Origin of the sequence: Cellulosimicrobium composti, assembly GCF_009711085.1 — a bacterium.
Taxonomy (GTDB): Bacteria; Actinomycetota; Actinomycetes; order Actinomycetales; family Cellulomonadaceae; genus Cellulosimicrobium; species Cellulosimicrobium composti.
Genome location: NZ_WMKA01000036.1, coordinates 16,387 through 41,138, shown reverse-complemented (window position 1 = coordinate 41,138; position 24,752 = coordinate 16,387). Strand labels below are relative to the sequence as shown.

23 protein-coding genes are annotated in these 24,752 nt (G+C 74.7%); 11 read left to right on the top strand and 12 right to left on the bottom strand.

Annotation, left to right across the window (positions count from 1 at the left end):
• Positions 1-1,429 (bottom strand): glucose-6-phosphate isomerase (pgi, locus tag GJV82_RS14055; protein ID WP_155099652.1); only part of this gene is annotated, 1,429 nt, incomplete at its 3' end.
• Positions 1,430-1,640: 211 nt separating this feature from the next.
• Between pgi and GJV82_RS14050 the strand changes: the two genes are divergently transcribed.
• On the top strand, positions 1,641-2,219 hold the full coding sequence (locus GJV82_RS14050) for a dienelactone hydrolase family protein (protein WP_024841530.1): 579 nt from the start codon (positions 1,641-1,643) through the stop codon (positions 2,217-2,219).
• Between the two features lie 31 nt (positions 2,220-2,250).
• Here the strand turns inward: GJV82_RS14050 and GJV82_RS14045 are convergent, their stop codons facing one another.
• The 3 genes from GJV82_RS14045 to GJV82_RS14035 all read right to left on the bottom strand — a co-directional run bounded on the left by GJV82_RS14045 (position 2,251) and on the right by GJV82_RS14035 (position 5,040).
• The gene (locus tag GJV82_RS14045; protein ID WP_155099651.1) at positions 2,251-3,459 is read right to left on the bottom strand and encodes a GNAT family N-acetyltransferase; all 1,209 of its coding nucleotides are present in this window, start codon (positions 3,457-3,459) and stop codon (positions 2,251-2,253) included.
• Positions 3,456-4,643 (bottom strand): GNAT family N-acetyltransferase, encoded by a 1,188-nt coding sequence (locus tag GJV82_RS14040; protein WP_155099650.1) that lies wholly within the window; start codon positions 4,641-4,643, stop codon positions 3,456-3,458. Before GJV82_RS14040 ends, GJV82_RS14045 begins: the two co-directional genes overlap by 4 nt.
• A 130-nt stretch (positions 4,644-4,773) precedes the next feature.
• A complete protein-coding gene (locus tag GJV82_RS14035) occupies positions 4,774-5,040 on the bottom strand; it encodes a GlsB/YeaQ/YmgE family stress response membrane protein (protein WP_024841528.1) in 267 nt (88 codons plus the stop codon).
• A gap of 161 nt (positions 5,041-5,201) precedes the next feature.
• On the opposite strand from GJV82_RS14035, the gene GJV82_RS14030 reads away from it, so the two are divergent.
• The gene (locus GJV82_RS14030) at positions 5,202-5,582 is read left to right on the top strand and encodes an RNA-binding S4 domain-containing protein (protein WP_115943320.1); all 381 of its coding nucleotides are present in this window, start codon (positions 5,202-5,204) and stop codon (positions 5,580-5,582) included.
• A 135-nt stretch (positions 5,583-5,717) separates the two neighbouring features.
• On the opposite strand, the gene GJV82_RS14025 is transcribed toward GJV82_RS14030, so the two are convergent.
• The 3 genes from GJV82_RS14025 to GJV82_RS14015 all read right to left on the bottom strand — a co-directional run bounded on the left by GJV82_RS14025 (position 5,718) and on the right by GJV82_RS14015 (position 8,398).
• Positions 5,718-6,446 carry a lytic polysaccharide monooxygenase gene (locus GJV82_RS14025; protein WP_155099649.1) on the bottom strand — a complete coding sequence of 243 codons (729 nt, stop codon included), beginning with the start codon at positions 6,444-6,446 and terminating at the stop codon, positions 5,718-5,720.
• Positions 6,447-6,753: 307 nt separating this feature from the next.
• The gene (locus GJV82_RS14020; RefSeq protein WP_155099648.1) at positions 6,754-7,503 is read right to left on the bottom strand and encodes a lytic polysaccharide monooxygenase; all 750 of its coding nucleotides are present in this window, start codon (positions 7,501-7,503) and stop codon (positions 6,754-6,756) included.
• A 316-nt stretch (positions 7,504-7,819) separates the two neighbouring features.
• Positions 7,820-8,398 (bottom strand): 1-acyl-sn-glycerol-3-phosphate acyltransferase, encoded by a 579-nt coding sequence (locus GJV82_RS14015; protein ID WP_318657667.1) that lies wholly within the window; start codon positions 8,396-8,398, stop codon positions 7,820-7,822.
• A 151-nt stretch (positions 8,399-8,549) separates the two neighbouring features.
• On the opposite strand from GJV82_RS14015, the gene GJV82_RS14010 reads away from it, so the two are divergent.
• The 3 genes from GJV82_RS14010 to GJV82_RS14000 are packed head-to-tail and all read left to right on the top strand — an operon-like array spanning position 8,550 to position 12,138.
• The gene (locus tag GJV82_RS14010; RefSeq protein ID WP_024841523.1) at positions 8,550-9,764 is read left to right on the top strand and encodes an ROK family transcriptional regulator; all 1,215 of its coding nucleotides are present in this window, start codon (positions 8,550-8,552) and stop codon (positions 9,762-9,764) included.
• Positions 9,761-10,714, top strand: coding sequence for a polysaccharide deacetylase family protein (locus tag GJV82_RS14005; RefSeq protein ID WP_318657666.1), 954 nt, complete (start codon positions 9,761-9,763; stop codon positions 10,712-10,714). Before GJV82_RS14010 ends, GJV82_RS14005 begins: the two co-directional genes overlap by 4 nt.
• Positions 10,711-12,138, top strand: a complete 1,428-nt coding sequence (locus GJV82_RS14000; protein WP_318657665.1) for an MFS transporter — start codon at positions 10,711-10,713, stop codon at positions 12,136-12,138. Before GJV82_RS14005 ends, GJV82_RS14000 begins: the two co-directional genes overlap by 4 nt.
• A gap of 325 nt (positions 12,139-12,463) precedes the next feature.
• Here GJV82_RS14000 and GJV82_RS13995 read toward each other — a convergent pair whose 3' ends face one another.
• Positions 12,464-12,997 carry a MarR family winged helix-turn-helix transcriptional regulator gene (locus GJV82_RS13995; protein ID WP_155099647.1) on the bottom strand — a complete coding sequence of 178 codons (534 nt, stop codon included), beginning with the start codon at positions 12,995-12,997 and terminating at the stop codon, positions 12,464-12,466.
• Positions 12,998-13,087: 90 nt separating this feature from the next.
• Between GJV82_RS13995 and GJV82_RS13990 the strand changes: the two genes are divergently transcribed.
• Positions 13,088-14,044: an LLM class flavin-dependent oxidoreductase gene (locus GJV82_RS13990; RefSeq protein WP_155099646.1), complete on the top strand. Its 957-nt coding sequence runs from the start codon at positions 13,088-13,090 to the stop codon at positions 14,042-14,044.
• Positions 14,041-16,383 carry an LLM class flavin-dependent oxidoreductase gene (locus GJV82_RS13985; protein WP_155099645.1) on the top strand — a complete coding sequence of 781 codons (2,343 nt, stop codon included), beginning with the start codon at positions 14,041-14,043 and terminating at the stop codon, positions 16,381-16,383. The genes GJV82_RS13990 and GJV82_RS13985 overlap by 4 nt, the downstream gene beginning before the upstream one ends.
• Here the strand turns inward: GJV82_RS13985 and GJV82_RS13980 are convergent.
• On the bottom strand, positions 16,380-17,672 hold the full coding sequence (locus GJV82_RS13980; RefSeq protein ID WP_155099644.1) for a benzoate/H(+) symporter BenE family transporter: 1,293 nt from the start codon (positions 17,670-17,672) through the stop codon (positions 16,380-16,382). The genes GJV82_RS13985 and GJV82_RS13980 overlap by 4 nt on opposite strands.
• An 86-nt stretch (positions 17,673-17,758) precedes the next feature.
• Here GJV82_RS13980 and GJV82_RS13975 point away from each other — a divergent pair, with 86 nt between their 5' ends.
• Positions 17,759-18,373, top strand: coding sequence for a helix-turn-helix domain-containing protein (locus GJV82_RS13975; protein ID WP_024841516.1), 615 nt, complete (start codon positions 17,759-17,761; stop codon positions 18,371-18,373).
• A 31-nt stretch (positions 18,374-18,404) separates the two neighbouring features.
• Here GJV82_RS13975 and GJV82_RS13970 read toward each other — a convergent pair whose 3' ends face one another.
• The 3 genes from GJV82_RS13970 to GJV82_RS13960 all read right to left on the bottom strand — a co-directional run bounded on the left by GJV82_RS13970 (position 18,405) and on the right by GJV82_RS13960 (position 21,280).
• Complete coding sequence (locus GJV82_RS13970; RefSeq protein ID WP_231492876.1) at positions 18,405-19,685, bottom strand: PrsW family intramembrane metalloprotease; 1,281 nt, start codon at positions 19,683-19,685, stop codon at positions 18,405-18,407.
• A gap of 87 nt (positions 19,686-19,772) precedes the next feature.
• On the bottom strand, positions 19,773-20,192 hold the full coding sequence (locus tag GJV82_RS13965) for an LbetaH domain-containing protein (RefSeq protein ID WP_024841514.1): 420 nt from the start codon (positions 20,190-20,192) through the stop codon (positions 19,773-19,775).
• Positions 20,193-20,278: 86 nt separating this feature from the next.
• Positions 20,279-21,280 carry a LacI family DNA-binding transcriptional regulator gene (locus tag GJV82_RS13960; RefSeq protein ID WP_024841513.1) on the bottom strand — a complete coding sequence of 334 codons (1,002 nt, stop codon included), beginning with the start codon at positions 21,278-21,280 and terminating at the stop codon, positions 20,279-20,281.
• Positions 21,281-21,478: 198 nt separating this feature from the next.
• On the opposite strand from GJV82_RS13960, the gene GJV82_RS13955 reads away from it, so the two are divergent.
• From GJV82_RS13955 to GJV82_RS13945, 3 genes are read left to right on the top strand one after another with little or no spacing between them, the layout of a single operon-like run.
• Positions 21,479-22,768, top strand: coding sequence for an extracellular solute-binding protein (locus GJV82_RS13955; protein WP_155099642.1), 1,290 nt, complete (start codon positions 21,479-21,481; stop codon positions 22,766-22,768).
• 8 nt (positions 22,769-22,776) lie between these two features.
• The gene (locus tag GJV82_RS13950; protein ID WP_115943315.1) at positions 22,777-23,805 is read left to right on the top strand and encodes a carbohydrate ABC transporter permease; all 1,029 of its coding nucleotides are present in this window, start codon (positions 22,777-22,779) and stop codon (positions 23,803-23,805) included.
• Entirely contained in the window at positions 23,805-24,698 is an 894-nt protein-coding gene (locus GJV82_RS13945; protein ID WP_024841510.1) for a carbohydrate ABC transporter permease, read from the top strand. The genes GJV82_RS13950 and GJV82_RS13945 overlap by 1 nt, the downstream gene beginning before the upstream one ends.
• The last annotated feature ends 54 nt before the right edge of the window (positions 24,699-24,752 follow it).

Sequence of the window (24,752 nt, the reverse complement as noted above, 5' to 3'; positions counted from 1 at the left end):
CCTCGGCGCGCACCTCGTCCGCGGTCTTGCCGAACGCGAGCGCCTTGGTCTGCGCGAAGAAGTTCGCGAGGAACAGCCCGTGCACGTCCGTGCCCGGCTGGACGGCGCCGCCGTCGCCGACGACGTCGACGAGCGGGTGGGCGGGGTTGGCGACGGCGATGAAGTCGGCCGGGATGAGGCGCGTGCCCTGGTGGATGAGCTGGTAGAACGCGTGCTGGCCGTTGGTGCCGGGCTCGCCCCAGAAGATCTCGCCCGTCTCGGTGGTCACGGGGGAGCCGTCCCAGCGCACGCGCTTGCCGTTGGACTCCATGGTGAGCTGCTGCAGGTACGCGGGGAAGCGGTGCAGGTACTGCGCGTACGGGAGCACGGCGTGCGTGTGCGCGTCGAGGAAGTTCACGTACCAGACGTTGAGCAGGCCCATGAGGACGGGCACGTTGCGCTCGAACGGCGTGCGGCGCACGTGCTCGTCGATCGCGTGGAAGCCCGCGAGGAGCTCGGCGAACCGCTCGGGCCCGATCGCGATCGCGAGCGATGTGCCGATCGCGGAGTCGACCGAGTAGCGGCCGCCGACCCAGTCCCAGAACCCGAACGCGTTCGCCGGGTCGATCCCGAACGCCGCGACCTTGTCGAGCGCCGTGGAGACGGCGACGAAGTGCTGCGCGACCGCGGCCTGCCGGGCCTCGTCCGTGTCCTCCAGCGCCCCGACGGCCGCGAGCTCGGTCCACAGCCAGTCGCGCGCGAGCCGCGCGTTGGTCAGGGTCTCGAGCGTGCCGAACGTCTTCGACGCGACGACGAAGAGCGTCGTGCGCGGGTCGAGGCCGGCCGTCTTCTCCGCGACGTCCGTCGGGTCGATGTTCGAGACGAACCGGACCTCGATCTCCTCGTGCTTGTACGGCAGCAGCGCCTCGTAGGCCATGACCGGGCCGAGGTCGGAGCCGCCGATGCCGATGTTGACGACCGTGCGCACGCGCTCGCCCGTGACGCCCGTCCACTCGCCCGAGCGCACCTTGTCCGCGAAGTCGTAGACCTTGGCGAGCTCGCGGTGCACGTCCGCGTCCACGTCCTGGCCGTCGACGACGAGGTGCTCGTCGTCGCCCAGCGGCGTCGGGCGGCGCAGGGCCGTGTGCAGCACGGCGCGGTCCTCGGTGACGTTGATGTGCTCGCCCGTGAACATCGCCTCGAGCCGGTCGTCGAGGTGCACCTCCTCGGCCAGGCGCACGAGCAGCTCGATCGTCTCGTCCGTGACGAGGTTCTTCGACAGGTCGACCGTGAGGTCGGCGGCCTGGTGCGTGAGGCGGCGGGCGCGGTCCGGGTCGGCCGCGAACCACGCGCGCAGGTCGGGCTCGACGGTGTCCCGGTGCACCGTGAGCGCGGTCCAGGACGGCGTGGTGGTCGGGTCGGTCGGCGGCGGCACGGGCTGCGAGGTCATGACCACCAACGTACTTTCCGACGTCGGACCTCGCCCACCCCGACCGTCCCGCGGTCGATGGTCCGGTGGCCTCACGAAACGGACCCGTCGGCCCCTCGACGCCGCCCGCAGCCCGCGCGGGCCGGGCGGGTGTCGGTGGCGCGCGTCAGGATGGGTCGAGCGCCGACGGCGCGCGGCCGGGACCGGCCCGGCGGACCGACGAGGAGGCGACATGGCCGAGGTGGTGCTGTTCCACCACGTGCAGGGGCTGACCGAGGGGGTGCGGACGCTCGCGGAGACGCTGCGCGGGGCGGGGAACGTCGTGCACGTGCCCGACCTGTTCGAGGGGCGCACGTTCGCGACCCTCGACGAGGGCATGGCGCACGTGCAGGAGCTCGGGTTCGGCACGGTCCTGGAGCGCGGGCGTGCTGCGGCGGACGGGTTCGACCCCGCCGTCGTGTACGCCGGGATCTCGCTCGGGGTGCTGCCCGCGCAGATGCTCGCGCAGACGCGCGCGGGCGCGAAGGGCGCGGTGCTGCTCGAGGCGTGCGTGCCGGTGTCGGAGTTCGGCGAGGCGTGGCCCGACGCCGTCCCGGTGCAGGTGCACGGCATGGACGCCGACCCGTCGTTCGCGGGCGAGGGCGACCTCGACGCCGCGCGCGAGCTCGTGGGCTCCACGCCCGACGCGGAGCTGTTCCTCTACCCGGGCGACCGGCACCTGTTCACCGACCCGAGCCTGCCGTCGTACGAGCCGGAGGCCGCCGCGCTCGTCACCGAGCGCGTGATCCGCTTCCTCGACGGCATCCGCTGACCGGGCGTCCGGCGCCTCGGAGCCCGGCCCCTCAGGCGGAGGCGCCGGCCTCCGGGTCGAGGTTCAGCTGCCACTCGGCGTCGACGCTCGTGGGCGCGAACCCGAGCGCGACGTTGATGGCGAGCATGTGCGCGTTCTCCTGCGCGTTCCACGTGTGCACGCGCCGCGACGACGGGCGCGCCCGCGCGAGCTCGTCGAGCACCGCGACCTTCACGAGCATCCCCAGGCTGCGCCCGCGGTGCTCGCGCAGCACGAGCGTGTCCTCCTGGAACACGACCTCGGGGCGGTCGTGCGGGTACGCGACCATCGAGAACGCGGCCAGCGTGCCCGACGCCGCGTGCTCGGCCGCCGCGATGACGTAGCCCTGGCCGCGGTCGTGGATCTCCCGCGACGCCGTCCGGACGCGCGCGGCGTCCCACGGGTCCTCCTCGAGGTCGAGCCCGCCGCTCGGCGCGTCGGTGCTCATCCGCGTCTCCAGGACCGCGAACTGGTCGATCCACTCCTCGGGGACCTCGTCCGTCCACACGTGCACGCGGTAGCCGTCGGCGCGCCGGGTCGCGGCCGCGCGCAACGGGTCGAGCGTCTCCGCCGGGACCGGCAGGTCGAGCGCGGAGTGCCGCATGACCTGCTCGAGCGCGAACCCGCGGCGCAGCGCGAACGAGGTCGCGTCGTCGTCCAGGGGGACCCGCCCGCTGCCGGTCGGGGCCTCGAGCGCGCCCGGCCCGGGCGGCGGCTCGGGGGCGAACGACGAGTCGGACATGACCACGCGGCGGCCCTGCGCGCGCACGACCTCCGTCGCGGCGTCCCACAGGGCCGACCCGACGCCGCGCCGCCGGTGGTCCGGGTGGACGCCCACGTACACGACCGCGACGTGCGTGTTGCCCCGCTGGGGGAGGGCGACCATCGAGCGGCCGACGACGTCCTCGGGCCGCGGGGCACGCGCCGGCCCGGACGGGTCGGCGTCGGTCGCGCCGTCGTCGAGCACCGCGACCCAGCGCAGCACGCGCCGGTACCCGTCGTTCGCCACGGTCGTGACGACGGTCGCCGCGTCGAGCGCGAGGTCCGTGTGCCCGTAGATCTCGCGGTCGATCGCGTCGCCGACGTGCACGGTGCCGTGCACGGCCCACGCGTCGGGCGCGTCGAGCGAGGCCGGCACCGGCACGAGACGCACGCCCACGCGCCCCGCACCGGCGGGCGGCGTCGCCGACGGGCCGGGCGTCGTTCGGGTCCCGGCGCTCACGCGCGGTCCTGCGCCGGGGCGGTCCGCCGCTGCCAGGCGGCCCACACGCCCGCGGGGCGGAACCCGAGGGCCACGTTGATCGCGAGCATGTGGTCGTTCTCCTGCGCGTTCCACGTGTGCACGCGCCGCGTCGCGGGCCGCTCGACCGCGAGCGCGTCGAGGTTCGCGACCTTGACGAGCATGCCGAGGCGCCGCCCGCGGTGCTCGCGGAGCACGAGCGTGTCCTCCTGGAACGCGAAGTCGTCGCGCTCGCGGGGGTAGGCGAAGACCGTGAACGCGGCGAGCGTGCGCGTCGGCACGTGCTCGGCGACCGTCACGAGGAACCCGTTGCGCCGCTCGGCCTGCTCGCCGACCCAGATCCGCACGCGCCGCGCGTCCCACGGGTCCTCGCCGTAGTCGACGCCGCCCGTGGGGGCGTCGGTGCTCATGCGCGTGAACAGCAGGGCCACCTGGTCGAGCCACGCGTCCGGGACCTCGTCCGTCCACGTGTGCAGGCGGTAGTCGTCGCCGGCACGCCCCCGCGCCGCGTCCCGGTGGGCGTCGAGCGTCTCGCGCGGCACCGGCAGGTCGAGCACCGAGTGCCGCTCGACCTGCTCCAGCACGTAGCCGCGCGTGCGGAGCAGGCGCGGACCCGGCGCGTCGGCGGGTACGCGGCCCGCGCCCGTCGTGGCCTCCAGCGCGCCCGGTCCGGGTGGCGGCTCGACGCCGTGGCTCGTGTCCGAGAAGAGCACGGTGCGCCCCGCGTCGAGGTTGATTCGCTCCCCGAGGTCCAGCAGAGCGGAGCCGATCCCGCGCCCGCGCTCGGCGGGGCGCACGAACGCGTACGCCTCGCCCAGGTGCTCGTTGCTCGTCAGGGGACGGCCGACGTACAGGTGCGCGACGACGTCGTGCACCGCGGGCCGGGCGCCGTCCTCGGCGAGGGCGCGGGCCGCGGCGGAGCGCAGGACGACGAAGCGCCGCTTCGCCTCGTACTCCTGGTGGTCCATGCCGGAGAGCACGTCCCGCGGGCGCACCGCGAGGTCGTCGTACCCGTGGGTCTCCAGCTCGATCTCGCGCGCGACGTCCGCGACCGCGCGGTACGCCCACGCGTCCGGGTCGTCGAGCGAGGCGGGGTGCGGGGCCTCCACCAGGGCGTACCCCTCGGGGAGGACGACGGGAAGGGCCGTGCCGGCGACGCTGCTCATGCACTCCAGCGTGGAGGCCCGCCCGCGCGGGTGTCCACGGCAATACGCCGGGGGCGGACGCACGGACGGCCCGGCCCCCTGAGGGGACCGGGCCGTCCGTGGGAGCGGGCCGCCGGTGCGGCCGACGCCGTCAGGTGCGCTTGCGGCTCGTGAACCACGACCAGATGAACACGACGATGATCGAGCCGACGAGCGCGAATCCCCACGTGCCGAGGTCGAAGAACTCCTCGTTGACGTCGGTGTTGAACACCGCCGAGGCGATGAACCCGCCGAGCAGCGCCCCCACGATCCCCAGCAGCAGGGTGACGATCCAGCCGCCCTTCTGCTTGCCCGGCACGATCGCGCGAGCGATGGCACCCATGATGAGGCCGATGACGATCCAGCCGATGATGCCCATGTCTAGTCTCCGTTCCGGTCAGACAGGTCCGGCCAAAGGGACTCTCGTCACGAATGGCCTGGCACCACCGTGACACGGTTGCCCGGGGCCCGCACCCCGACGGCTGCCGGCGAGCGTCGGCGCCCGGCCGGTACGGCACCGACGTCTCGTAGGCTCGGAGGGTGGCGACGACCGAGACGACGAGCGCGCGCGTCGACAGCTGGCTGTGGGCGGTCCGCGTCTTCAAGAGCCGCTCGCAGGCCACGGCCGCGGTCAAGGCCGGGCACGTGCGGGTCAACGGCGAGCGCGCCAAACCGGCGACGAACGTGCGGGTGGGTGACCGCGTCGTCGTGCGCGGCGGTCTCGTCGAGCGGATCCTCGTCGTCGAGAAGGTGCTCGTGAAGCGGGTCTCGGCGCCGCTCGCGGCGCAGGCGGTGATCGACCAGAGCCCGCCCCCGCCGCCCAAGGAGCTCGCCGTGCGGGTCGCCGTGCGCGACCGCGGGGCCGGTCGCCCGACGAAGCGCGAGCGCCGCGACATCGACCGTCTGCGCGGGCGCGGCTGACCGCTCGCGGCCTGCCTCGACGGCCGGACGCCGGACCCCGGGCAGCGGCCGACCTCGCGCCACCGGACGCGACAGCGGCCGACCGACGCGCCCGGGAGGACGCGCCGGTCGGCCGCTGACGCGGACCAGGTCAGGTCAGCAGGCGCCGAGGTCCTTCCAGACGCCCCACTGCCCGCTCTGCGCGGGGTTCTCGCCCGTCGTCCACCACTTGGCCTGGTAGTTCCGGCCGTCGTGGGAGACGTTCGCGCCGCCGAGGTAGACGGCGCTCGCGGACCACGCGGGCGCGGTGCAGTCGCCCGGCTCGGGGTCGGTGGGCTCCGGGTCCGGGTCGCCCGGGTCCGTGCCGCCGCTGCCGATCGTGAGGTCGACGCAGTTGTAGAACGCGTTCACCGTGTTCGACACGTTCCAGCGCGCGAGGATCGTGTGGTTGCCCTGGGGCAGGCCCGTGAGGGTGTGGGAGATGTTGCTCGGCGGCTGCGCCCCGTTCTGGTTGAACGTCTTGAACAGCACGCCGTCGACGAAGTACTCCCACGTGCTCGTGTTGTGCGCCGCGGTGAGCTTCCACTGGAACGTCACCGTGGTGCCGGTCTGCGTGCGCGGCCACGGCTTGCTCGTGTCGTCGAGGATCGTGAACCCGCTGCCGCCCGAGCACTTCATCGAGCCCTTGGGCGCCTCGACGGACTGGGGCTCGTACTTGATCGAGCCGCAGTCGAACGACGTCGTCCCCTTCGCGCAGTGGTCCTGCCGGCTCGGCGGGGACGTGATCCAGCCGTGGGCGCTGGCGCTCGGGGCGACGGCCACGGGCGCGATGATCGCGACCGCGCCGACGACCGCTGCCAGGAGTACCGCTCTCAGTCTTCGCATGACGTGTCTCGCTCTCCATCCGGTGGTGCATGGGTCCATGCGGCGCGCTTCGTCGCGGGCCGCTCTCGGATCGGGCTCTGTTGACGCTACGAAACGTCAGGAGTGCGGACAATTGGGCAAAGCCCGTANTCGCGGGCCGCTCTCGGATCGGGCTCTGTTGACGCTACGAAACGTCAGGAGTGCGGACAATTGGGCAAAGCCCGTACGTGCTTCCGCGTAGCGGCGCCGCCGTGGGGTCGCGGACAGCACGACGGCGGGCGGCCGGCCCCGCAGGACCGGCCGCCCGCCGTCGCGGGACGTCAGCGCGTCAGCAGGCGCCGACGAGCTTCCACGGGCCCCACTCCTCGGCGCCCGGGACGTTGTCCTGCGTCCACCACTTCGCCTCGTAGACGTTGCCCTCGTGCGAGACCTTCGTCCCGCCGGTGTACGTCGCGGTCGACGACCACGCCGCGTCGGTGCACTCGCCCGGCTCGCCGCCACCGGGGTTCTCGCCACCGGGGTTCTCCCCGCCCGGGTTCTCGCCGCCGGGGTTCGTGCCGTCCGCGGTGACCGTGAGGTCCACGCAGTTGTAGAACGCGTTCACCGTGTCCGCGACGCTCCAGCGCGCGAGGATCGTGTGCTCGCCGAGCGGCAGGCCGGTGAGCGTGTGCGAGATGTCCTTCGGGGGCTGTACGTTGCCGCCGTCGAACGACGCGAAGAGCTCGCCGTCGACGAAGTACTCCCAGACGCTCGTCGCGTGGTTCGCGGTGAGCTTCCACTGGAAGGTCACGTCGCGGCCCGTCGTCGTGCGGGGCCAGGGCTTGGACTCGTCGTCGAGGATCGCGTAGCCGCTGCCGCCGGAGCACTGCATCGAGCCCTTGGGGGCCTCGACGGACTGCGGCTCGTACTTGATGGAGCCGCAGTCGAAGGACGTGGCGCCCGTGGCGCACTGGTCCTGCCGGCTCGGCGGGGACGTGATCCAGCCGTGCGCCGAGGCGCTGGGGGCGATCGCGATCGGGGCGACGATCGCGCTCGCGCCCACGACGGCGGCGAGGAGCGCCGCGCGGAGTCGCTTCATGGGGGACTCGCTTCCTGTGTCGGGGAGGGCCGACGCCGTGCGGAGCCCGCACCGTCGGCCGTGACGTCGTGGACCGTAGGCAGCCCCGCGACCTCCGCTCAACGACTACGCACGCCGGCTCCCGGGTACGGGAACACCCGTACCCCGCGGGCCCGAGGCGCCAGGATCGTGCGGCTCCCGCGGTGCCGCGACCGGGGCGGACGGGGCCTCCCGCACGCCCCCAGCGGGTGAAAACGTGTGGGGATCACGTAGCCCGGGAAGGGTGGGCGGCGGCTGTCCGGCGCGCTTGCGCGCGAGCCCGCCCGAGCAGCCGGGATCAGGCGGCCGCGTCCTCCTCGCGGAGCCGGGGCTCGGTGCGCAGCGCCGGGCGGACGCCCGACTTGTCGGCGTAGAACGCGCGCACGACGTCCATGTCGGCGCGCACGTCCCCGGTGAGCTCGATCGTCGGCCCGAGGCCCGTCGTCATCGTCGTGCGGTCGACGTACCCGAGAGTCACCGGCAGGTGCGCCTCACGCGCGATCCGGTAGAACCCCGACTTCCAGTACGACCCCGCGCCGCGCGTGCCCTCGGGCGTCACGACCAGCGAGAACACCTCGCCGGCCTGGATGCGGGCGACCACGTCGGCCACCACCCGGCTCGGGTCGCGGCGGTCCACGGGGATGCCGCCGAGCGCGCGCATGAGGGGTCCCGCGGGGCCCGCGAACAGCGTGTGCTTGCCGAGCCAGCGCACGTGGATGCCGGTGCTCCACGCGATCGCGAGCATGAGCACGAAGTCCCAGTTCGACGTGTGCGGGGCGCCGACGAGGAGGGTCGGGCGACCGGTGTCGTAGGGCTGGGAGCGCAGCGACCACCGGCTGGTCGCCCAGTAGGCGCGGGCGAGGGCTCGGCGGATCACGACGCCACGGTACAGCCCCGTCCCCGGCGCGGCCGGTCGCCGTCGACAACCGCACGACGCCAGCGCTAGTCTCCCGGCGGGTAGGAAACTTCCCGACCTACCCGCTCGGCCCGGACCGACGTGACCGCACCCACTGCTCGACGGAGACCAGATGGACATCACCCCCGCCGGTACACCCGCCCTCCTGCGGACCCTCAACGCCCGCGCCGTGCTCGACGCGCTCGCCGCGGGCGCACGTCTCGCACGGCCCGACCTCGTCGCGGCGACCGGCCTGTCCAAGACGACCGTGGCCCAGACGCTGCGTGCGCTCGAGGCGACGGGCGTCGTCACCGAGGCGGGCCTCGACCGCGACCGCCGCGGCCCGGCCGCCACCCTCTACCGCATCGACCCCGACTACGCGTTCGGGCTCGGCGTGGACGTCGCGCGCGACCGGGTGCGGGTCGCGCTCGTCGACGTCACGGGCGCCGTCCGGGCGCGCGCCGAGCGCCGGGACGTCAAGGCGACGCCCACGGCGCGGGCCCGCGCCGCCGCCGAGCTCGCGCGGGCGTGCGTGAGCGACGTCGAGGCCCGGCTCCCCGAGGGGACGCGCGTCGAGGTGACGCGCGCCGTCGCGGCGGTCCCGGCGATCGTCGGGCCCGACCACGTGACGATCCGCCGCGTGCCCGGCTTCGAGAAGGGCGGGACCGAGCTGCACGACGCGCTCGTCGACGCGCTCGGCTGCCCCGTGACGCTCGAGAACGACGTCAACCTCGCGGCGCTCGCGGAGCAGCGCGACGGCGTCGCGGCCGGCGTGCGCTCGTTCGTGGTCCTCGGGCTCGGGGACGGCTTCGGCGCGGGCCTCGTGCTCGACGGGCGGCTCCACCGCGGCGCGGCGGGCGGTGCCGGCGAGGTGTCGTTCCTCCCGCACCCGGGCCGCTCGCTCGGCGCCGAGACCCTGGGGGCCACGTCGCTCGCGGCGATCGCCAAGGAGAACGGCTTGCGCGACGCCGTGAGCGTCCAGGAGATCGTGGACCGCGCCGAGAACGGCGACGTCGCGTCGGGCGACGTGCTCGACGAGGTCGCCGAGCGGATCGCCGTCGTGGCGGCGTCGGTCGCGCTCGTCGTCGAGCCCGAGCTGTTCGTCCTCACCAACCAGGCGGCGCGCGAGCCCATCGCCGACCGCGTGCGCCGCTTCCTCACCGAGAAGCTCGCGGTGCTCCCCGTCCAGGTCGTCCCGTCGGAGCTCACGTGCGACGCGGTCGTCGTGGGCGCCGCGCGCTCGGCGAGCGACGCCCTGCGCGACGAGGTGTTCCGCGCGGCCGCGGCCCACCCGGGCGAGCCCGACACGGCCGCGGTACCCGACGAGCGCGACGAGGCGGCGTCGTGACCGGCACCGCGCACGACGCCGCGGGCAGGCCGCCGTCGGACCTCGTCACGCGGCTGGGCCTGGCACCCGACGCGCGCGCGATCATCCTCAACGCCGACGACTTCGGCATGTGCCGCGCGGCCAACCGCGCGGTCTCCGAGCTGCTCCTCGCCGGGCGGATCGACTCCGCGACCCTCATGGTCCCGTGCGCGTGGGCGCCCGAGGCGCTCGCGTTCGCCGCGACCCACCCCGTCGACGTGGGGGTGCACCTCGTGCTCACGAGCGAGTGGACGCGGTACCGCTGGCGGCCCCTCACCGGGGGCGGCACGTCCCTCGTCGACGACGCCGGCTACTTCCACCGCGACGTCCTCGCCGTCGAGCAGCGGGCGCGCGAGGAGGACGTGGCCGCGGAGCTCGCCGCGCAGGTCGACGCGGCGCTCGCCGCCGGGGTCGACGTGACCCACCTCGACAACCACATGGGCTCGGTCTACGGGCTCGAGACCGGCCGGTCGTTCCTGCCGCAGGTCCTCGGGCTCGCCGCCCGGCACGGGCTGCCGTTCCGGCTGCCGCGCACCACCGACGGGATGCTCCTGCCCCCGGGCGACGTGCAGGGACTGCTCGACGAGGCGACGGCCGCTGCCGACGCGCTCGGCGTCGTGCTCGTCGACCGCCTGTGGACTCACCCGTTCGAGCTCGCGGGGGAGGGGACGGTGGAGGAGGAGGACTACGAGGACGTCCGCTCCGGCTTCCTCGACCTCCTGCGCCGCGTGCCCGCGGGTGTCACGGAGATCTACCTGCACCCGATGCTCGACGACGACGAGCTCGGCGACGTCGCCGACTACGGCGTCGCGAAGCGCGGCTTCGAGCGCCGCCTGCTCGCCGACCCCGCCGTGTCCGCGGTCGTCGCGGAGGAGGGGCTCGTGCGCGTCGGCTGGCGCGACCTGCGCGCGGTCCAGCGGGGCGAGCGGTGAGCGCGCCCCGCCTCGCGCCCACGCCGCCGCCGGCCGGGCTGCTCGCGCGCGTGCGCGACCGCCGCCTCGCCGGTGCGCCGTCGCGCGCGCGGACCGTCGCGTACGCCGCGTCCGCGTTCCCCGCGAACCTGCTGCTCCAGACGTTCTCCGCGTTCGTCGTCTACTTCTACGTCGACCACCTGGGCGTGCCCGCCGGCTGGGTCGCCGGCGCGATGATCGCGCACGGCATCCTCAACGCCGTCCTCAACCCGCTCGTCGGCGCGGCGTCCGACCGGCGCCGCACCCGCTGGGGCCGCCGCGTCCCGTGGATCGGTCTCGGCGTCGTCCCGCTCGTCGTCGCGTTCGCGCTCGTGTGGATGCCGCCCGCGCTCGGCCCCACCGGGCTCGTCGTGTGGTTCCTGCTCGTCGTCGCCGTGTACGACGTCGCGTACGTCGTCGTCGTGCTCAACGTGTCGGCGCTCTTCCCCGAGATCTTCCGCACGACGGCGGAGCGCGCCCGCGGCAACGCGCCCCGCCAGATCTTCGGCCTCGTCGGGATGATCCTCGGCACCGCCGGCGCGCCGCTGCTCTACGGCACCCTCGGGTGGACGTGGATGGCGCTGCTGCTCGCCGTCGTGAGCCTCGCGTTCTTCGCGTGGTCGCTCGTCGGCATGGTCGAGCGGCCCGTCGACGAGGAGGCCGTGCGCGACCGCGAGGCCGCGGTCGGCCTCCGCGACCAGCTCCGGTACACGTTCGCCAACCGCGCGTTCGTCACCTACGTGCTCGGGTCGCTCCTGCTCCAGAGCACGACCGCGATCGTGCTCGCCGCCATCCCGTTCTACGTGCGCTACGTCGTCGGCGGCGCGGAGGCCGACGCGACGTTCCTCCTCGCCCCGATCTTCGTCGCCGCGATCCCGTCGATCGTCGGGTGGTCCTGGGTCGTGCGCCGCGTCGGCCCGCGCTCCGCGATGCTGTGGGTCGTCGCGGTCTACGGGCTCGCGACGTGCCTCTACCTCCTGCCGTCCACCGTGCTCGGGGCGGCCGCCGCGGGCCTCGCCGTCGGCGTCGGCGTCGCCGGCCTCATGCAGGTGCTGGAGGTCGCGCTCGCCCAGGTCATCGACGACGACGAGCGGCGCACCGGGCTGCGCCGCGAGGGCATGTACTTCGGCGCCAACGGGTTCGTCGTGCGCGGGTCCGTCATCGTCCAGGCGGTGCTCGTCGCCGCCGTGCTCGGCGCGAGCGGGTACGTCGAGGGCGCGGGCGACGTCGCGCAGCCCGAGTCCGTCTCCACCGGCGTGCGGCTCCTGCTCGGCGGCGTCCCCGTGCTCGTCGCGGTGCTCGCGTTCGTGTGCTTCTGGCTGTACCCGCTGCGCGGGCGCGACGCGGGCGAGGCCGTCGTCGAGGCCGAGGCGTCGCCCACGGCGGCGGATCCGTTGCCGCGGTAGCGCTCGGGATCCTTCGGGTTCCTTTGGGGTCGTTCGGGTCCTTCGGGGTCGATCGGGGCGGCCCGGGAGGTCGGGGCGGGTGGTGGTGCCGCGTCTACCATCCGCCGCTCGTTCCTCGCGGCTCCCGCCAGGCCCGCCACGACGCGGCACCACCACCCGCCCCTCCCGCCGTCGACTCGCCCTGGGTGTCGGCCACCCGGGCGGGCACGCGAGGGGCGCGGCACCACCACCGGCCCCTCCGGCGTCGGCTCGCCTCCCGCATCGTTCGCCCTGGTAGGCGCGCAGTCCGGCGTCGGCTCGCCTCGGGCGCGCTCCGGCGCCGGGCCTAGCTCGGCGTCGGGGTGCTGCCGAGGGTGTGCTCTGCGACGGTGCAGGGGTCGGTGCCCGCGTCGACGTCGCGCACGCCGCACGCGACGCGGCGCATGAGGGTGCGGAAGAGGGCGCGCTCGTCGGGCGCGAGCATGCCGAGCATCTCCTCCTCGGCGTCGTGCACGGTGCCGGCCCAGGCGCCGAGTCGACGGCGGCCCGCGGGCGTCGCGACGACGCGTCGGGCCCGGCGGTCGGCGGGGTTCTGCTGCCGCTCGACGAGTCCTGCGGCGACGAGGTCGTCGACGAGGTAGGTCATGACGGTCCGGTCGATGCCGTGGTGCTCGGCGAGCGCGAGCTGGGTGGGGTGGTCGCCCTGCGCGACGGTGACGAGCACCTGGTAGCCCCGCGCGCCGTGGGGGACGTCCTCCAGCGCGTGCTCGACCGTCGCACGGTACGCGCGCAGGAGGACGCCCAGGTGCCAGCCCAGGTCCTCCAGGCGGCCGGGGAGCTCGGTCGGGCGCGTCGTGGCGGTCGTCGTGCTCGTGCTCATCGGCCCAGCCTACCGCGGGAATGCTGTTGCACCATCTATCTGTTACCGATACGTTCTGTGAGACAACGCATTCTGAGATCGCGAGGAGCCATGCCCGACTACGGTCACGACCTGCGCTTCGGGTCCTTCGTCACGCCGTCGGCCGCGGCGCCCCACCAGGTGGTCGCGCTGGCCGAGCTCTCCGAGGAGGTCGGCCTCGACCTCGTGACGTTCCAGGACCACCCCTACCAGGCGGCGTTCCTCGACACGTGGACGCTCCTGTCCTGGGTCGCCGCACGCACCGAGCGCATCCGGCTCGCGGGCAACGTGCTCAACCTGCCGCTGCGCCCGCCGGCCGTGCTCGCGCGGTCCGTCGCGAGCCTCGACCGCCTCTCCGGCGGGCGCGTCGAGCTCGGTCTCGGCGCGGGCGGCTTCTGGGACCCGATCGTCGCGATGGGCGGCGAGCGCCTCACGCCCGGCGAGTCGGTCGACGCCCTCTCCGAGGGCATCGACGTGATCCGGGGTCTGTGGGACACGTCGACGCGCGAGCGTCTCGTCGCGGGCGGTGCGCACCACCACGTCGACGGCGCCAAGCGCGGTCCCGCGCCCGCGCACGACGTCGAGATCTGGGTCGGCGCGCTCAAGCCGCGCATGCTGCGCCTCGTCGGCGCGAAGGCCGACGGCTGGCTCCCGTCCCTGCCGTACCTCCAGAGCTTCGAGGCCCTCGCGCGGGGCAACGCGACGATCGACGCGGCCGCCGAGGACGCGGGCCGCGACCCGCGCGCGGTGCGACGTCTGCTCAACGTGGGCGGCGGCTTCAGCGCCGACGGCGGCGGGGGATTCCTCCGGGGCTCGCCGCGCCAGTGGGCCGAGCAGATCGCCGAGGTCACGCTCGAGCACGGCGTGTCCACGTACGTCGTCATGGGCGACGACCCGACGACGCTCGCCGTCGTAGGTCAGGAGGTCGCGCCCGCGGCGCGCGATCTCGTCGCGGCCGCGCGCGGGGTCCCCGCGCCGGCGCCGGCGGCTCCGGACGGCGCGACGGCGGACGGCGAGGTGCGCGCATGACCGACTACGGCCACCCGCTCCGCTTCGGCACGTTCGTCACGCCCTCGGCGCAGGACCCGGAGGCGACGGTCGGGCTCGCGCGCCTCGCCGAGGACCTCGGCTACGACCTCGTGACGTTCCAGGACCACCCGTACCAGCCGCGCTTCCTCGACACGTGGACGCTGCTGTCGTACGTCGCGTCCGCGACGGAGCGCATCCACGTCGCGCCCGACGTCGCCAACGTGCCGATGCGACCGCCGGCCGTGCTCGCGCGCGCCGCGGCGAGCCTCGACCTGCTCTCGGGCGGCCGCGTCGACCTCGCGCTCGGTGCCGGGGCGTTCTGGGACGCCATGGTCTCGATGGGCGTCGACCGCCTCACCCCGGGCGAGTCGGTCGACGCGTTGGCCGAGGCGATCGAGGTGATCCGCGCGATCTGGGGCGAGGACGGCGAGAGCGAGCTGTTCGTCCCCGGGCGCCACCACCGCCTCGACGGCGCGACGCCCGGGCCGGGCACGACGCGCCGCATCCCCGTGTGGCTCGGCGCGCTCGGGCCGCGCATGCTGCGGCTCGTGGGGGAGAGGGCCGACGGGTGGCTGCCCTCGCTCGGACGCGTCGGCCTCGACGGCCTGCGCGCGGGCAACGCGCGCATCGACGCCGCGGCGACCGCCGCGGGGCGCGACCCGCGCGAGATCACGCGCCTGCTCAACGTCTCCGGCACGTTCGACGACGCCGACGGCGCGAACGGGCTCGGCGGGGCGCCCGACCTGCACGGCGCACCCGCGGCGTGGGTCGACCGCCTGCTGCCGCTCGTGCTCGACGAGGGCGTCTCGACGCTCGTCCTCGCGACCGACGACGAGCGCACCACGCGCCGGTTCGCCGAGGAGGTCGTCCCCGCGCTCCGCGAGCAGGTCGCGCACGAGCGCGCCGCGCGCGGGACGGACACGTCGCGCGTCGTGCCGCTCGCCGTCCGGGCCGCGCGCCGCGACGGCATCGCCTACGACGAGATCCCGTCCACGCTCGCGGAGCGCGCGGTCGAGCCCGGCGACGCCGCGTACGCGGGCGTGCGCTCGAACTACCTGCGCGGCGGGTCCCCGGGGCTCGTGCTGCGGCCCCGCGACACCGCGGAGGTCGTCGAGGCGCTCGCGTTCGCGCGCGCCCAGGCCGTGACGCGCGACGTGCCGCTGTCGGTGCGCTCGGGCGGCCACGGCATCAGCGGGCGGTCGACGAACGACGGCGGCGTCGTCGTCGACCTCGGCGCGCTCGACACGATCGAGGTGCTCGACGACGCCGCGCGCCTCGTGCGCGTCGGTCCGGGCGCGCGCTGGGGCGAGGTCGCGGCCGCGCTCTCGCCGCGCGGCTGGGCGATCACGTCCGGCGACTACGGGGGCGTCGGCGTGGGCGGCCTCGCGACCGCGGGCGGCATCGGGTTCCTCGGCCGTGCCCACGGCCTGACGATCGACCACGTGCGCGCGGTCGAGCTGGTCCTCGCCGACGGGTCGGTCGTGCGCGCGAGCGACGACGAGAACCCGGACCTGTTCTGGGCCGTCCGCGGCGCGGGCTCGCAGGTCGGGATCGTCACGTCGTTCGACCTCGTCGCGGACGAGGTCGCGGGCGTGGGGTTCGCGCAGATGGTGCACGACGCGTCCGACCTCGCGGGGTTCCTCGAGCGCTGGGGCGCGACGGTCGAGGCGGCGCCGCGCGACACGACGAGCTTCCTCCTTGTCGGGCGCCCGCGCCCGGGGCAGCCGGTCGTCGCGCAGTCGATGACGATGGTCGACTCGGACGACCCGGACACGGTCCTCGCGCGGCTGCAGCCGTTCGCGGCGATCGCCCCGCTGCTCGCGCAGGCGACCGCGCAGATCGTGCCGTACGACGCCGTCGTCTCCGCGCCCCAGCCCGGGTCGCACGGCGGCCAGGGCGAGCCCGTGTCGCGCTCGGGCCTGCTGGAGCACCTCACGCCCGAGGCGGCGGCCCGGCTCGCGGGCCTCGTCCTGAGCGGGGACACGTACTTCTTCCAGATCCGCTCCACGGGCGGCGCGGCGGAGGACGTCCCTGCGGACGCGACGGCGTACGCGCACCGGTCGGCGCGCTTCTCGGTCGTCGCGATGGGCGCGAGCCGGTCGCGGCTCGACGCGCGGTGGGACGCGCTCGCGGACGTGTTCGACGGCATGTACCTGAGCTTCGACACCGACCGGCGCCCCGAGACGCACGCGGCGCGCCTCGCCGACGCGTTCCCGCCCGCGACGCTCGACCGGCTGCGCGAGATCAAGCGCCGGGTCGACCCGGCGAACGTGTTCCGCGACAACCTCCCCGTCCTCGGGCCGGACCCGGTCGACGCGACGACGGCGGGCGCACGCTAGGCCGTGTGCCAGGGCCGGGCCGACGTCCCCCCGCGGGGTGACGCCTCGCGCTCCGACGTCGTCGGGGGCGGCGGCGACGCCGTGGAGGGCTCGCGCGGCGGCTCGGCCGGCGCCCCTGCGGGACGACGACGCGCCGTGAGGACCGCGTGCACGGCGAGCCCCGCGAGGATCGCCCAGAACGCGGCGCCGACCCCGGCGACGACGGTGCCGCTCGCGGCGACGAGGAACGTGACGACGGCGGCCTCGCGCCCGCGCGGCTCGGCGACCGCCCCCACGACCGCCGCCCCGAGCGTGCCGACGAGCGCGAGCCCGGCCGCGGCCTCGACGAGCCCGGCGGGCGCCGCGGCGACGAGCGCGGCGAGCCCCGCGGAGCCGACGGCGAGCACGAGGTACGCCCACCCGGCGGTGTGCGCGGCGACCCAGCGGCGGCGCGGGTCGGGGTGCGCCTCGGGACCTGCGGCGAGGGCGGCCGAGATCGCGGCGAGGTTGATCGCGTGCCCGCCGGCGGTCGCGCCCGCGAGCGTCGCGAGACCGGTGACGGTCATCGCCTCGCGCCACGGGACGCGGTAGCCGAACGAGGCCATGACCGCGACGCCCGGGACGTTCTGCGACGCCATCGTCACGACGTAGAGCGGCACGGCGAGCCCGACGACGGCCTGCCACGAGAGGGCGGGGGTCGTGAGGTCGAGGCGCGGGACGGCGTCGGACCAGGCGAGCGTGCCGCCGTCCACGGCCTCGTACCCGACGACGGCCAGCGTCACGGCGAGCGCGGCCGGTGCCGCCCAGCGCGGCGCGACGCGCAGCAGCACGAGCCACGTGAGCACGACGGGCGCCACGAGGAGCGGCGTCGCGACGAGCGACCGGACGGGCGCGAGGCACAGCGTGAGGAGGACGCCCGCGAGCATCGCCTGGGCGATCGGCGCGGGGATCGCGGCGACGAGGTCGCCGAGGCGCGGCCACAGCGCGGTGAGCAGGACGAGTGCGCCGACGACGCAGAACGCGCCCACCGCGGCGGGCCAGCCACCCGTGACGGCGCCGGTGCTCACGAGGAGCGCGGCGCCGGGCGTCGACCACGCGAGCGTGAGCGGCGTGCGGTGCCGCCACGTGAGCCACAGGATGCCGGCGCCCTGCGTGACGCACAGCGCGAGGAGCCCGGACGCGGCCTGGTCGGGCGTCGCCCCGACGGCGCGCAGCCCCGCGAGCACGACGGCGAACGAGCTCGTGAAGCCCACGAGCGCGGTGACGAGCCCGGCGAGGACGGGGCGCAGGCGGTCCGGTGCGGGGTCCATGCTGCTCCTGGTGCGGCGAGGCGAGCGTTCCGTGAACGGAACGCTACCAGGCGCCGCGAGCACCGTGCGCGGGTAGGCTGCGGCTCGTGAGCGACGGGGCGGGGCGTGCGGGTGCACGGTCGCAGGGGGACGCCGCGGCGGTCCCCCGCGGCGCGGCCGAGCGCCCGGGCGGCGACAACCTCGCCGCGGTCGCGGCCCAGATCCGGGCGCTGCGCGCCGAGCGCGGGCTGTCGCTGTCGGCCCTCGCGGCGGCCGCGGGCATCGGCAAGGGCTCGCTCTCCGAGATCGAGCACGGCGCGCGCAACCCGACGCTCGCCACCCTGTACGCGCTCGCCGGCGCTCTCGGCGTCCCCCTCGCGACGCTGCTCGCCGAGCGTGCCGGCTCCGAGGTCTCCTCCGAGGGCGTGACGGCACGCCTGCTCGACGCCCACCACCTGCCGGACGGCACGGCCGTCGAGGTCTACCACCTCCACCTCGAACCCCACGCGGACCGCACCTCGCCGCCGCACGGGCCGGGCGTCGTCGAGCACCTGCTCATCACGCGCGGCCGCCTGCGCGCGGGGCGGCACGGCGCCGAGGCGGTGGTCCAGGAGGGCGACGAGCTCCGGTGGGTGTCGGACGCCGACCACTCCTACCGCGCGCTCGACGGCGCCCCCGTGGACGCGGTCCTCGTCATCCGCACCCCGTCGCGCGACGCGTAGTCACCGGGACCGGGCCCGCGCCGAGTCCGCGTCAGCGCCGCAGGTCGGGGACCCAGGCGTCGGTGGTGAACCCGGACGGCGCGCCGGGCGACCACGGCGCGGGCGCGGGGTGCGGCGTCCGGACGAGGAACGCGCGCCGGGCCGCGAGCATGAGGTCGAGCAGCGCGCGGCGCTGGCCCTCGACCCGCCACGCCTCGACGGCGCCCCGCGCGACGCGGTCGTGCAGGAGCGCGAGCTCGGTGGCCGCCTGCTGGTAGTCGCGCATCGCGTGCGCGGCCCCGGCGCCGCTCGTGCGCCGTGCCCAGTCGCGCGCCTGGCGTCGCGCCGCGAGCGTCGAGAGCATCGCGAGGTCCGCGGGCGTGACGAGGCCGGTCGGCACGTAGGGCACGAGCTGGCGCTGGATCGTCGCGACGGTGCGGCGTCGGTCGCGCACGAGCACGACGACGAGCGTGACGAGCACGCCGAGCCCTGCGAGGTAGGCCACGCCGAGCGCGAGCGGGCCGAACCCGGTCGACGCGTTCCACAGCATGTGGAGCGCGATCGCCGCGACGAGGCCGCCGAGCGGCGCGAGGACGCGGCGCGGGCCGGGCGGGCTCGTGGCCGCGCTCGCGACGCCGAGACCGGTGAGCGCCGTGCACAGAGGGTGCAGCAGGGGCGTGACGAGCGCGCGCAGCACGAACGTGGGGCCGAGCGTGCCGTCCTGCGCGGCCATGATGAAGTACGTGACGTTCTCGACGGCCGCGAAGCCGAGCGCGACCATCGCCGCGTAGATGACGCCGTCCGTCCAGCCGTCGATCTCGTGCCGGTGGAACCAGAGCATCCCGAACAGCACGGCGCCCTTGAGGATCTCCTCGACGAACGGCGCCCCGAACGACGCGACGACGTACCAGCCGACCTCCTCGCCGAAGAGCGGCGCGGTGAGCAGCTCGAGGCCGAGCGTGTTGAGCACGCCCGCGACGAGCGTCGCGATGCCGGCGCCCCAGAGGAACGCGACGACGAGCGCGCTCGGCGGCTCCGGCTCCAGGCGGTCGAGCGCGAGGACGACCGGGACCCAGATCCCCAGGGGGACGAGCGCGAGCAGGAGCCCGACGGTGAACGTCCCGACCCCGGACAGGGCCGCGAGGACGAGGCCGACGAGCAGGCACAGGCTCGCTACGGCGATCGTGACGATGACCCCGACGCGCGCGCGGCCCGGGGGCCGGCCCTCCAGGACGGCGCGCGGGTCGAGCGGCACCGCGGCCGCGCCGGGGTGCGGCGGGTGCGGCTGCTGCCGGTGGGGCGGGGGGACGGGGCCGCTCGGCGGGAAGGTCACGGGCGCCAAGGCTACGCACCCGGGCGGCACCGGGAAAGGCGCTGCCCGGGTGCGGCGGCGCGCGGGGGTCGGCCCCGCGCGGGGTGGCTACGCCGCGACGTCGTAGCCCGTGCGGAGCCCGCCGCGGCGGCGGACGGTCGCGTCGTCGGGCACGATCTCGTCGGCCGGGACGACGGCGCCGGGCTCGACGAGCACGCGCCGCCCGACGCGTGCGCCGCTGCCCACGCGGGCGCGGTCGCCCACACGGGTCTCCGGCGCGAGGCGGACGTTGTCGCCGATGCGCACGTCGCGGCCGAGGACCACGTCGTGGTCGACCCAGCTGCCGTTCCCGAGCCGGCAGCCCGGGCCGACGACGGCCCCCTTCTCGACGTAGGTGCCCGTGCCCACGGGGACGGACTCGGGCACGCGGGCGTGCGGCGACACGAGGCCGCCGCCGGTGTGACGCACGTAGTGCATGATCTCGCCGTAGTCGTTCTCGACCTGGACGCGGCGGGCGAGGCGGGCCATGTGACCTCCTCAAGGTCTGTCGGCAGGGTTCTGCTGACATAACGTCGCGGAGGCCCCCAGGATTCCGACGCGGCGCAGGCCACGCCTCAGGCGGCGCGCGTGGTGCCGCGCACGACGAGGGTCGTGGGGAGGCGCACGTGCGTCTCGCGCGCCGTGCCCTCGACGAGCTCGATCACGAGGCGCAGCGCCTCGGCGCCCATGCGGTGGATCGGCTGGTCGACGGTCGTCAGGGGCGGGGTGGTGAGCGCCGACTCGGGCACGTTGTCGAAGCCGACGACCGAGACGTCGTCGGGCACGCGCAGGCCGAGCTCCGCCGCGACCTCCATGGTGCGGATCGCGGAGAGGTCGTTCGCGGCGAAGACCGCGGTGGGGCGCTCGGGCAGCGAGAGGAGCTCGTGCGCGGGGGAGTCCGCGAGGTCGGGCCGGTAGCCGCCGACGCGCACGAGCTCGGGGTCGAACGGGACGCCCGCCTCCGCGAGCGCCTCGCGGTACCCCTGCTCGCGCAGCCGCGCGGACTCGAGGTCGGGGCGGCCGCCGAGGAAGCCGATCCGGCGGTGGCCGAGGGCCAGGAGGTGCGCGGTCGCGGCGCGCGCCCCCTCGAGGTTGTCGGAGTCCACGGTGGGCGGGCCGGACGGGCCGCGGTGCGGGTCGACGGCGACGACGGGGATCGCGGTGTCGGGCGCGACGACGGTCGGCGTCACGAGGATCGCGCCGTCGATGAGGGTGCCGCCGAGCCGGGAGAGGTAGCGCTGCTCCCAGCCGACGCGGTCGTCGCGGCGCAGCCCGCCGGAGTAGGCGAGCAGCTCGTACCCGGTGCCGTCGACGGCCTCGGAGATGCCCTTGAGGAGCTCGGTCGAGAAGGGCTCGAACTCGGCGACGAGGATGCCGATGACGTTGGTGCGGCGGCTGCGCAGGCTGCGCGCGACGATCGACGACTCGTAGCCGAGGCGGCCGATGACCTCCTGGACGTGGCGCGAGGTCTCGGGCGCGACCCCGTAGCGGCCGTTGATGACCTTGGAGACGGTCGCGACGGAGACGCCGGCGGCGCGCGCGACGTCGCCGATCGTCACTCTTCCCGTGGAGCGCATGGGGAGACAGTAGCCCCTGGTGGTGGCGACGCACGGCCGCGACGAGGCGTGGCGGCCATCGTTTGTAAAACGTTATCGATATCGATTGACACGACTCCGCCGCGACTGCCAGAGTCGTTTTCGGCGGCCCCGACGCGGAGGCGGCCCGGCGCGCTCCAGCAGCGCGCGCCCCTGCGACTCGACGAAGAGGACGGAACGATGAAGTCTCGGAAGCTCCTGGCGGTGTCCGCCGTCGCGATGGCGAGCACCCTCGTGCTCACGGCCTGCGGAGGCGGCGGCGACTCCGGCTCGGAGGACGGCTCGGTCTCGATGACGTTCTGGCACAACTCCACCACCGGTGAGGGCAAGGCGTACTGGGAGGAGACGGTCGCGGCGTTCGAGGAGGCGAACCCCGGCGTCACGATCGACATCCAGGCCATCCAGAACGAGGACATGGACGGCAAGCTCCAGACCGCCCTCAACTCGGGCGACGCGCCCGACATCTTCATGGCGCGCGGCGGCGGCAAGCTGGCCGACGTCGTCGAGGCGGGTCAGGCGCAGGACCTCACCGACGCGATCGACGACGCGACGCGCGAGGCCGTCGGCGACGCCGCGCTCAGCGCCTTCAGCGTCGACGGCAAGGTCTACGGCATGCCGGTCTCGATCCTGCCCGGCGGCGTGTACTACAGCGAGGACCTGTTCGAGCAGGCCGGCGTGAGCGCCCCGCCCACGACGCTCGACGAGCTCGAGGGCGTCGTCGACCAGCTCAAGACGGCCGGCATCGCGCCCATCGCGCTCGGCGCGAAGGACGCGTGGCCCGCCGCGCACTGGTACTACTTCTTCGCCCTGCGCGAGTGCTCGCAGGACACGCTCAACGAGGCGGCCGCGTCGCGCAGCTTCGACGACCCGTGCTGGCTCAAGGCCGGCGAGGACCTGCAGGCCTTCGCCGAGACCGAGCCCTTCAACCAGGGCTTCCTCACCACGTCGGCGCAGCAGGGCGCGGGCTCGTCCGCGGGCCTCATCGCCAACCACCAGGCGGCCATGGAGCTCATGGGCGCGTGGAACCCGGGCGTCATCGCGTCCCTCACGCCGGACGAGAAGCCGCTCGCGGACCTGCAGTGGTTCCCGTTCCCGGAGGTCGACGGCGGTGACGGCGAGCCCGGCGCGATGATGGGCGGCGTCGACGGCTTCTCGTGCTCGGCCCAGGCCCCCGCGGAGTGCGGCGAGTTCCTCAACTTCATCATGACGAAGGAGTCGCAGGAGGCGTACGCGAACGCGTTCCACACCCTCCCGGCGAGCAAGGAGGCGCAGGGCGTCGTGACCGAGCCCGCGCTCGTCTCCATCCTCGAGGCCTACAACGAGGCGCCGTACGTCACGGTCTGGCTGGACACGCTGTTCGGGCAGAACGTCGGCAACGCGCTCAACACGTCGGTGGTCAACATGCTCGCCGGCAAGGGCACCCCGCAGGACATCGTCGACACGACGAACGCCGCCGCGGCCAAGGAGTAACCACAGCCATGAGCGTGTCCCAGGGCGAGACCTCGCCGATCACGACGACGCCCGAGGACCGGGCCGGGGGCGGCGCCGGCGCCGTGCAGGGGCCGCCCCCGGCCGCCGCGGCGCCGGCCCGCCGGCCGCGCCGCGGCCGCTGGGCCCAGCGCGCGGAGATCGCGGTGCTCACCGGTCCCGCGCTCGTCGTCTTCCTCGCGTTCGTCATCGTCCCCGTGGTGATGGCGGCGTACTACGGGTTCTTCAAGTGGAAGGGCTTCGGCCCGCCGACGGACTTCGTCGGGCTCGAGAACTACCTGACGATCTTCCGCGACCCGGAGTTCCTCGCGGCGCTGCGGCACAACGGGTTCATCCTCGTGATGTCGCTCGTGCTCCAGGGCCCGATCGCCGTGGTCGTCGCGCTCATGCTCAACCGGCGCATCCGCGGGCGCTCGATCGTCCGCGTGCTGGTGTTCGTGCCGTACGTGGTGTCCGAGGTGATCGTCGGCACGGGCTTCAGCCTCATGCTCTCGACGACCGGCGCCGTGAACGACCTGCTGGAGAAGATCGGCCTCGGGTTCCTCGCGGTCGACTGGCTCGCGGACCCGGACGTCGCGATCTGGACCCTGATGCTCATCATCACGTGGAAGTACATCGGCTTCGCCGTGATCCTCTTCCTCGCGGGGCTCCAGGGCATCCCGGACGAGCTGGGCGAGGCGGCCGCGATCGACGGCGCCTCGTACTGGAAGACGCAGCGCTACGTCACGCTCCCGCTGCTCGGGCCGACGGTCCGCATCTGGGCGTTCCTGTCGATCATCGGCTCGCTGCAGCTGTTCGACCTCGTCTACATCATCTGGGGCCAGTACGTGGCCTCGACGGCCGGCACGTCGACCATGGCGACGTACATGGTCGCGAACGGCCGCAACGCGGGGAACTACGGGTTCGGGTCCGCCGTGGCGGTCGTGCTGTTCCTCATCTCCCTCGCGGTGGCGCTCGTGTACCAGCGGTACGTCCTGCGCCGCGACACCGAGGGCGCGATCACGGAAGGGAAGAAGTGATGGCCACCGTCACCGCCGCACCCGCACCCGAGCGCGCACCCGGCGTCAAGGCCCCCAAGGAGCCGCGCGGCTCCGGCATCGGCCGGGGCGGGCCGCTCACGTACGTCGTCGCGTGGCTCCTCGTGGGCGTGTGCCTCGCCCCGATCGCGTACATCGTGATCGGCGGGTTCCGCACGAACGCGCAGATCACCGCCGACCCGTCGGGACTGCCCGACCCGTGGCAGGTCGTCAACTACGTCGAGGTCATGACGAGCTCGCTGTTCTGGCAGCAGCTCGGGAACTCGGTCGTCGCGGCGCTCCTGACGACGCTCGGCGTCGTCGTGCTCGGACTCATGGCGAGCTACGTCATCGCGCGGTACTCGTTCGCGGGCCGTGGCGCGCTGTACGCGCTGTTCGCCGCGGGCCTCATGTTCCCCATGACGGTCGCGATCACGCCGCTGTACATCATGATCCGCACGCTCGGCCTCATGAACACGGTCGGCGGGCTCGTGCTCCCGCAGATCGCGTTCGCCCTCCCGACGACCGTGATCATCCTCGTGCCGTTCCTGCGCGCGATCCCGCGCGAGATCGAGGAGGCGGCGTCCATCGACGGCGCGAGCCGGCTCGGCTTCTTCTTCCGCATGGTCGTGCCGCTGTCCCTGCCGGGCGTCATCACCGTGGGGATCCTCGCGTTCGTCGCGAGCTGGAACAGCTACATGCTCCCGCTCTTCATCCTCAACGACGAGACGTCGTACACGCTCCCGCTGGGCGTGCAGGCGTTCGCGTCGCAGTACTCGGTGGACACGGCCCGCGTGCTCGCCTTCACGTCCCTGTCGATGATCCCCGCGCTCGTCTTCTTCTCGCTGTTCGAGCGGCGCATCGTCGGCGGCCTCACCGGGGCCGTGAAGGGCTGACCGCCCGCCCGTCCGCGCACCCGCCCTGCCCCGCGCCCCGCGCGCGGGGCAGGG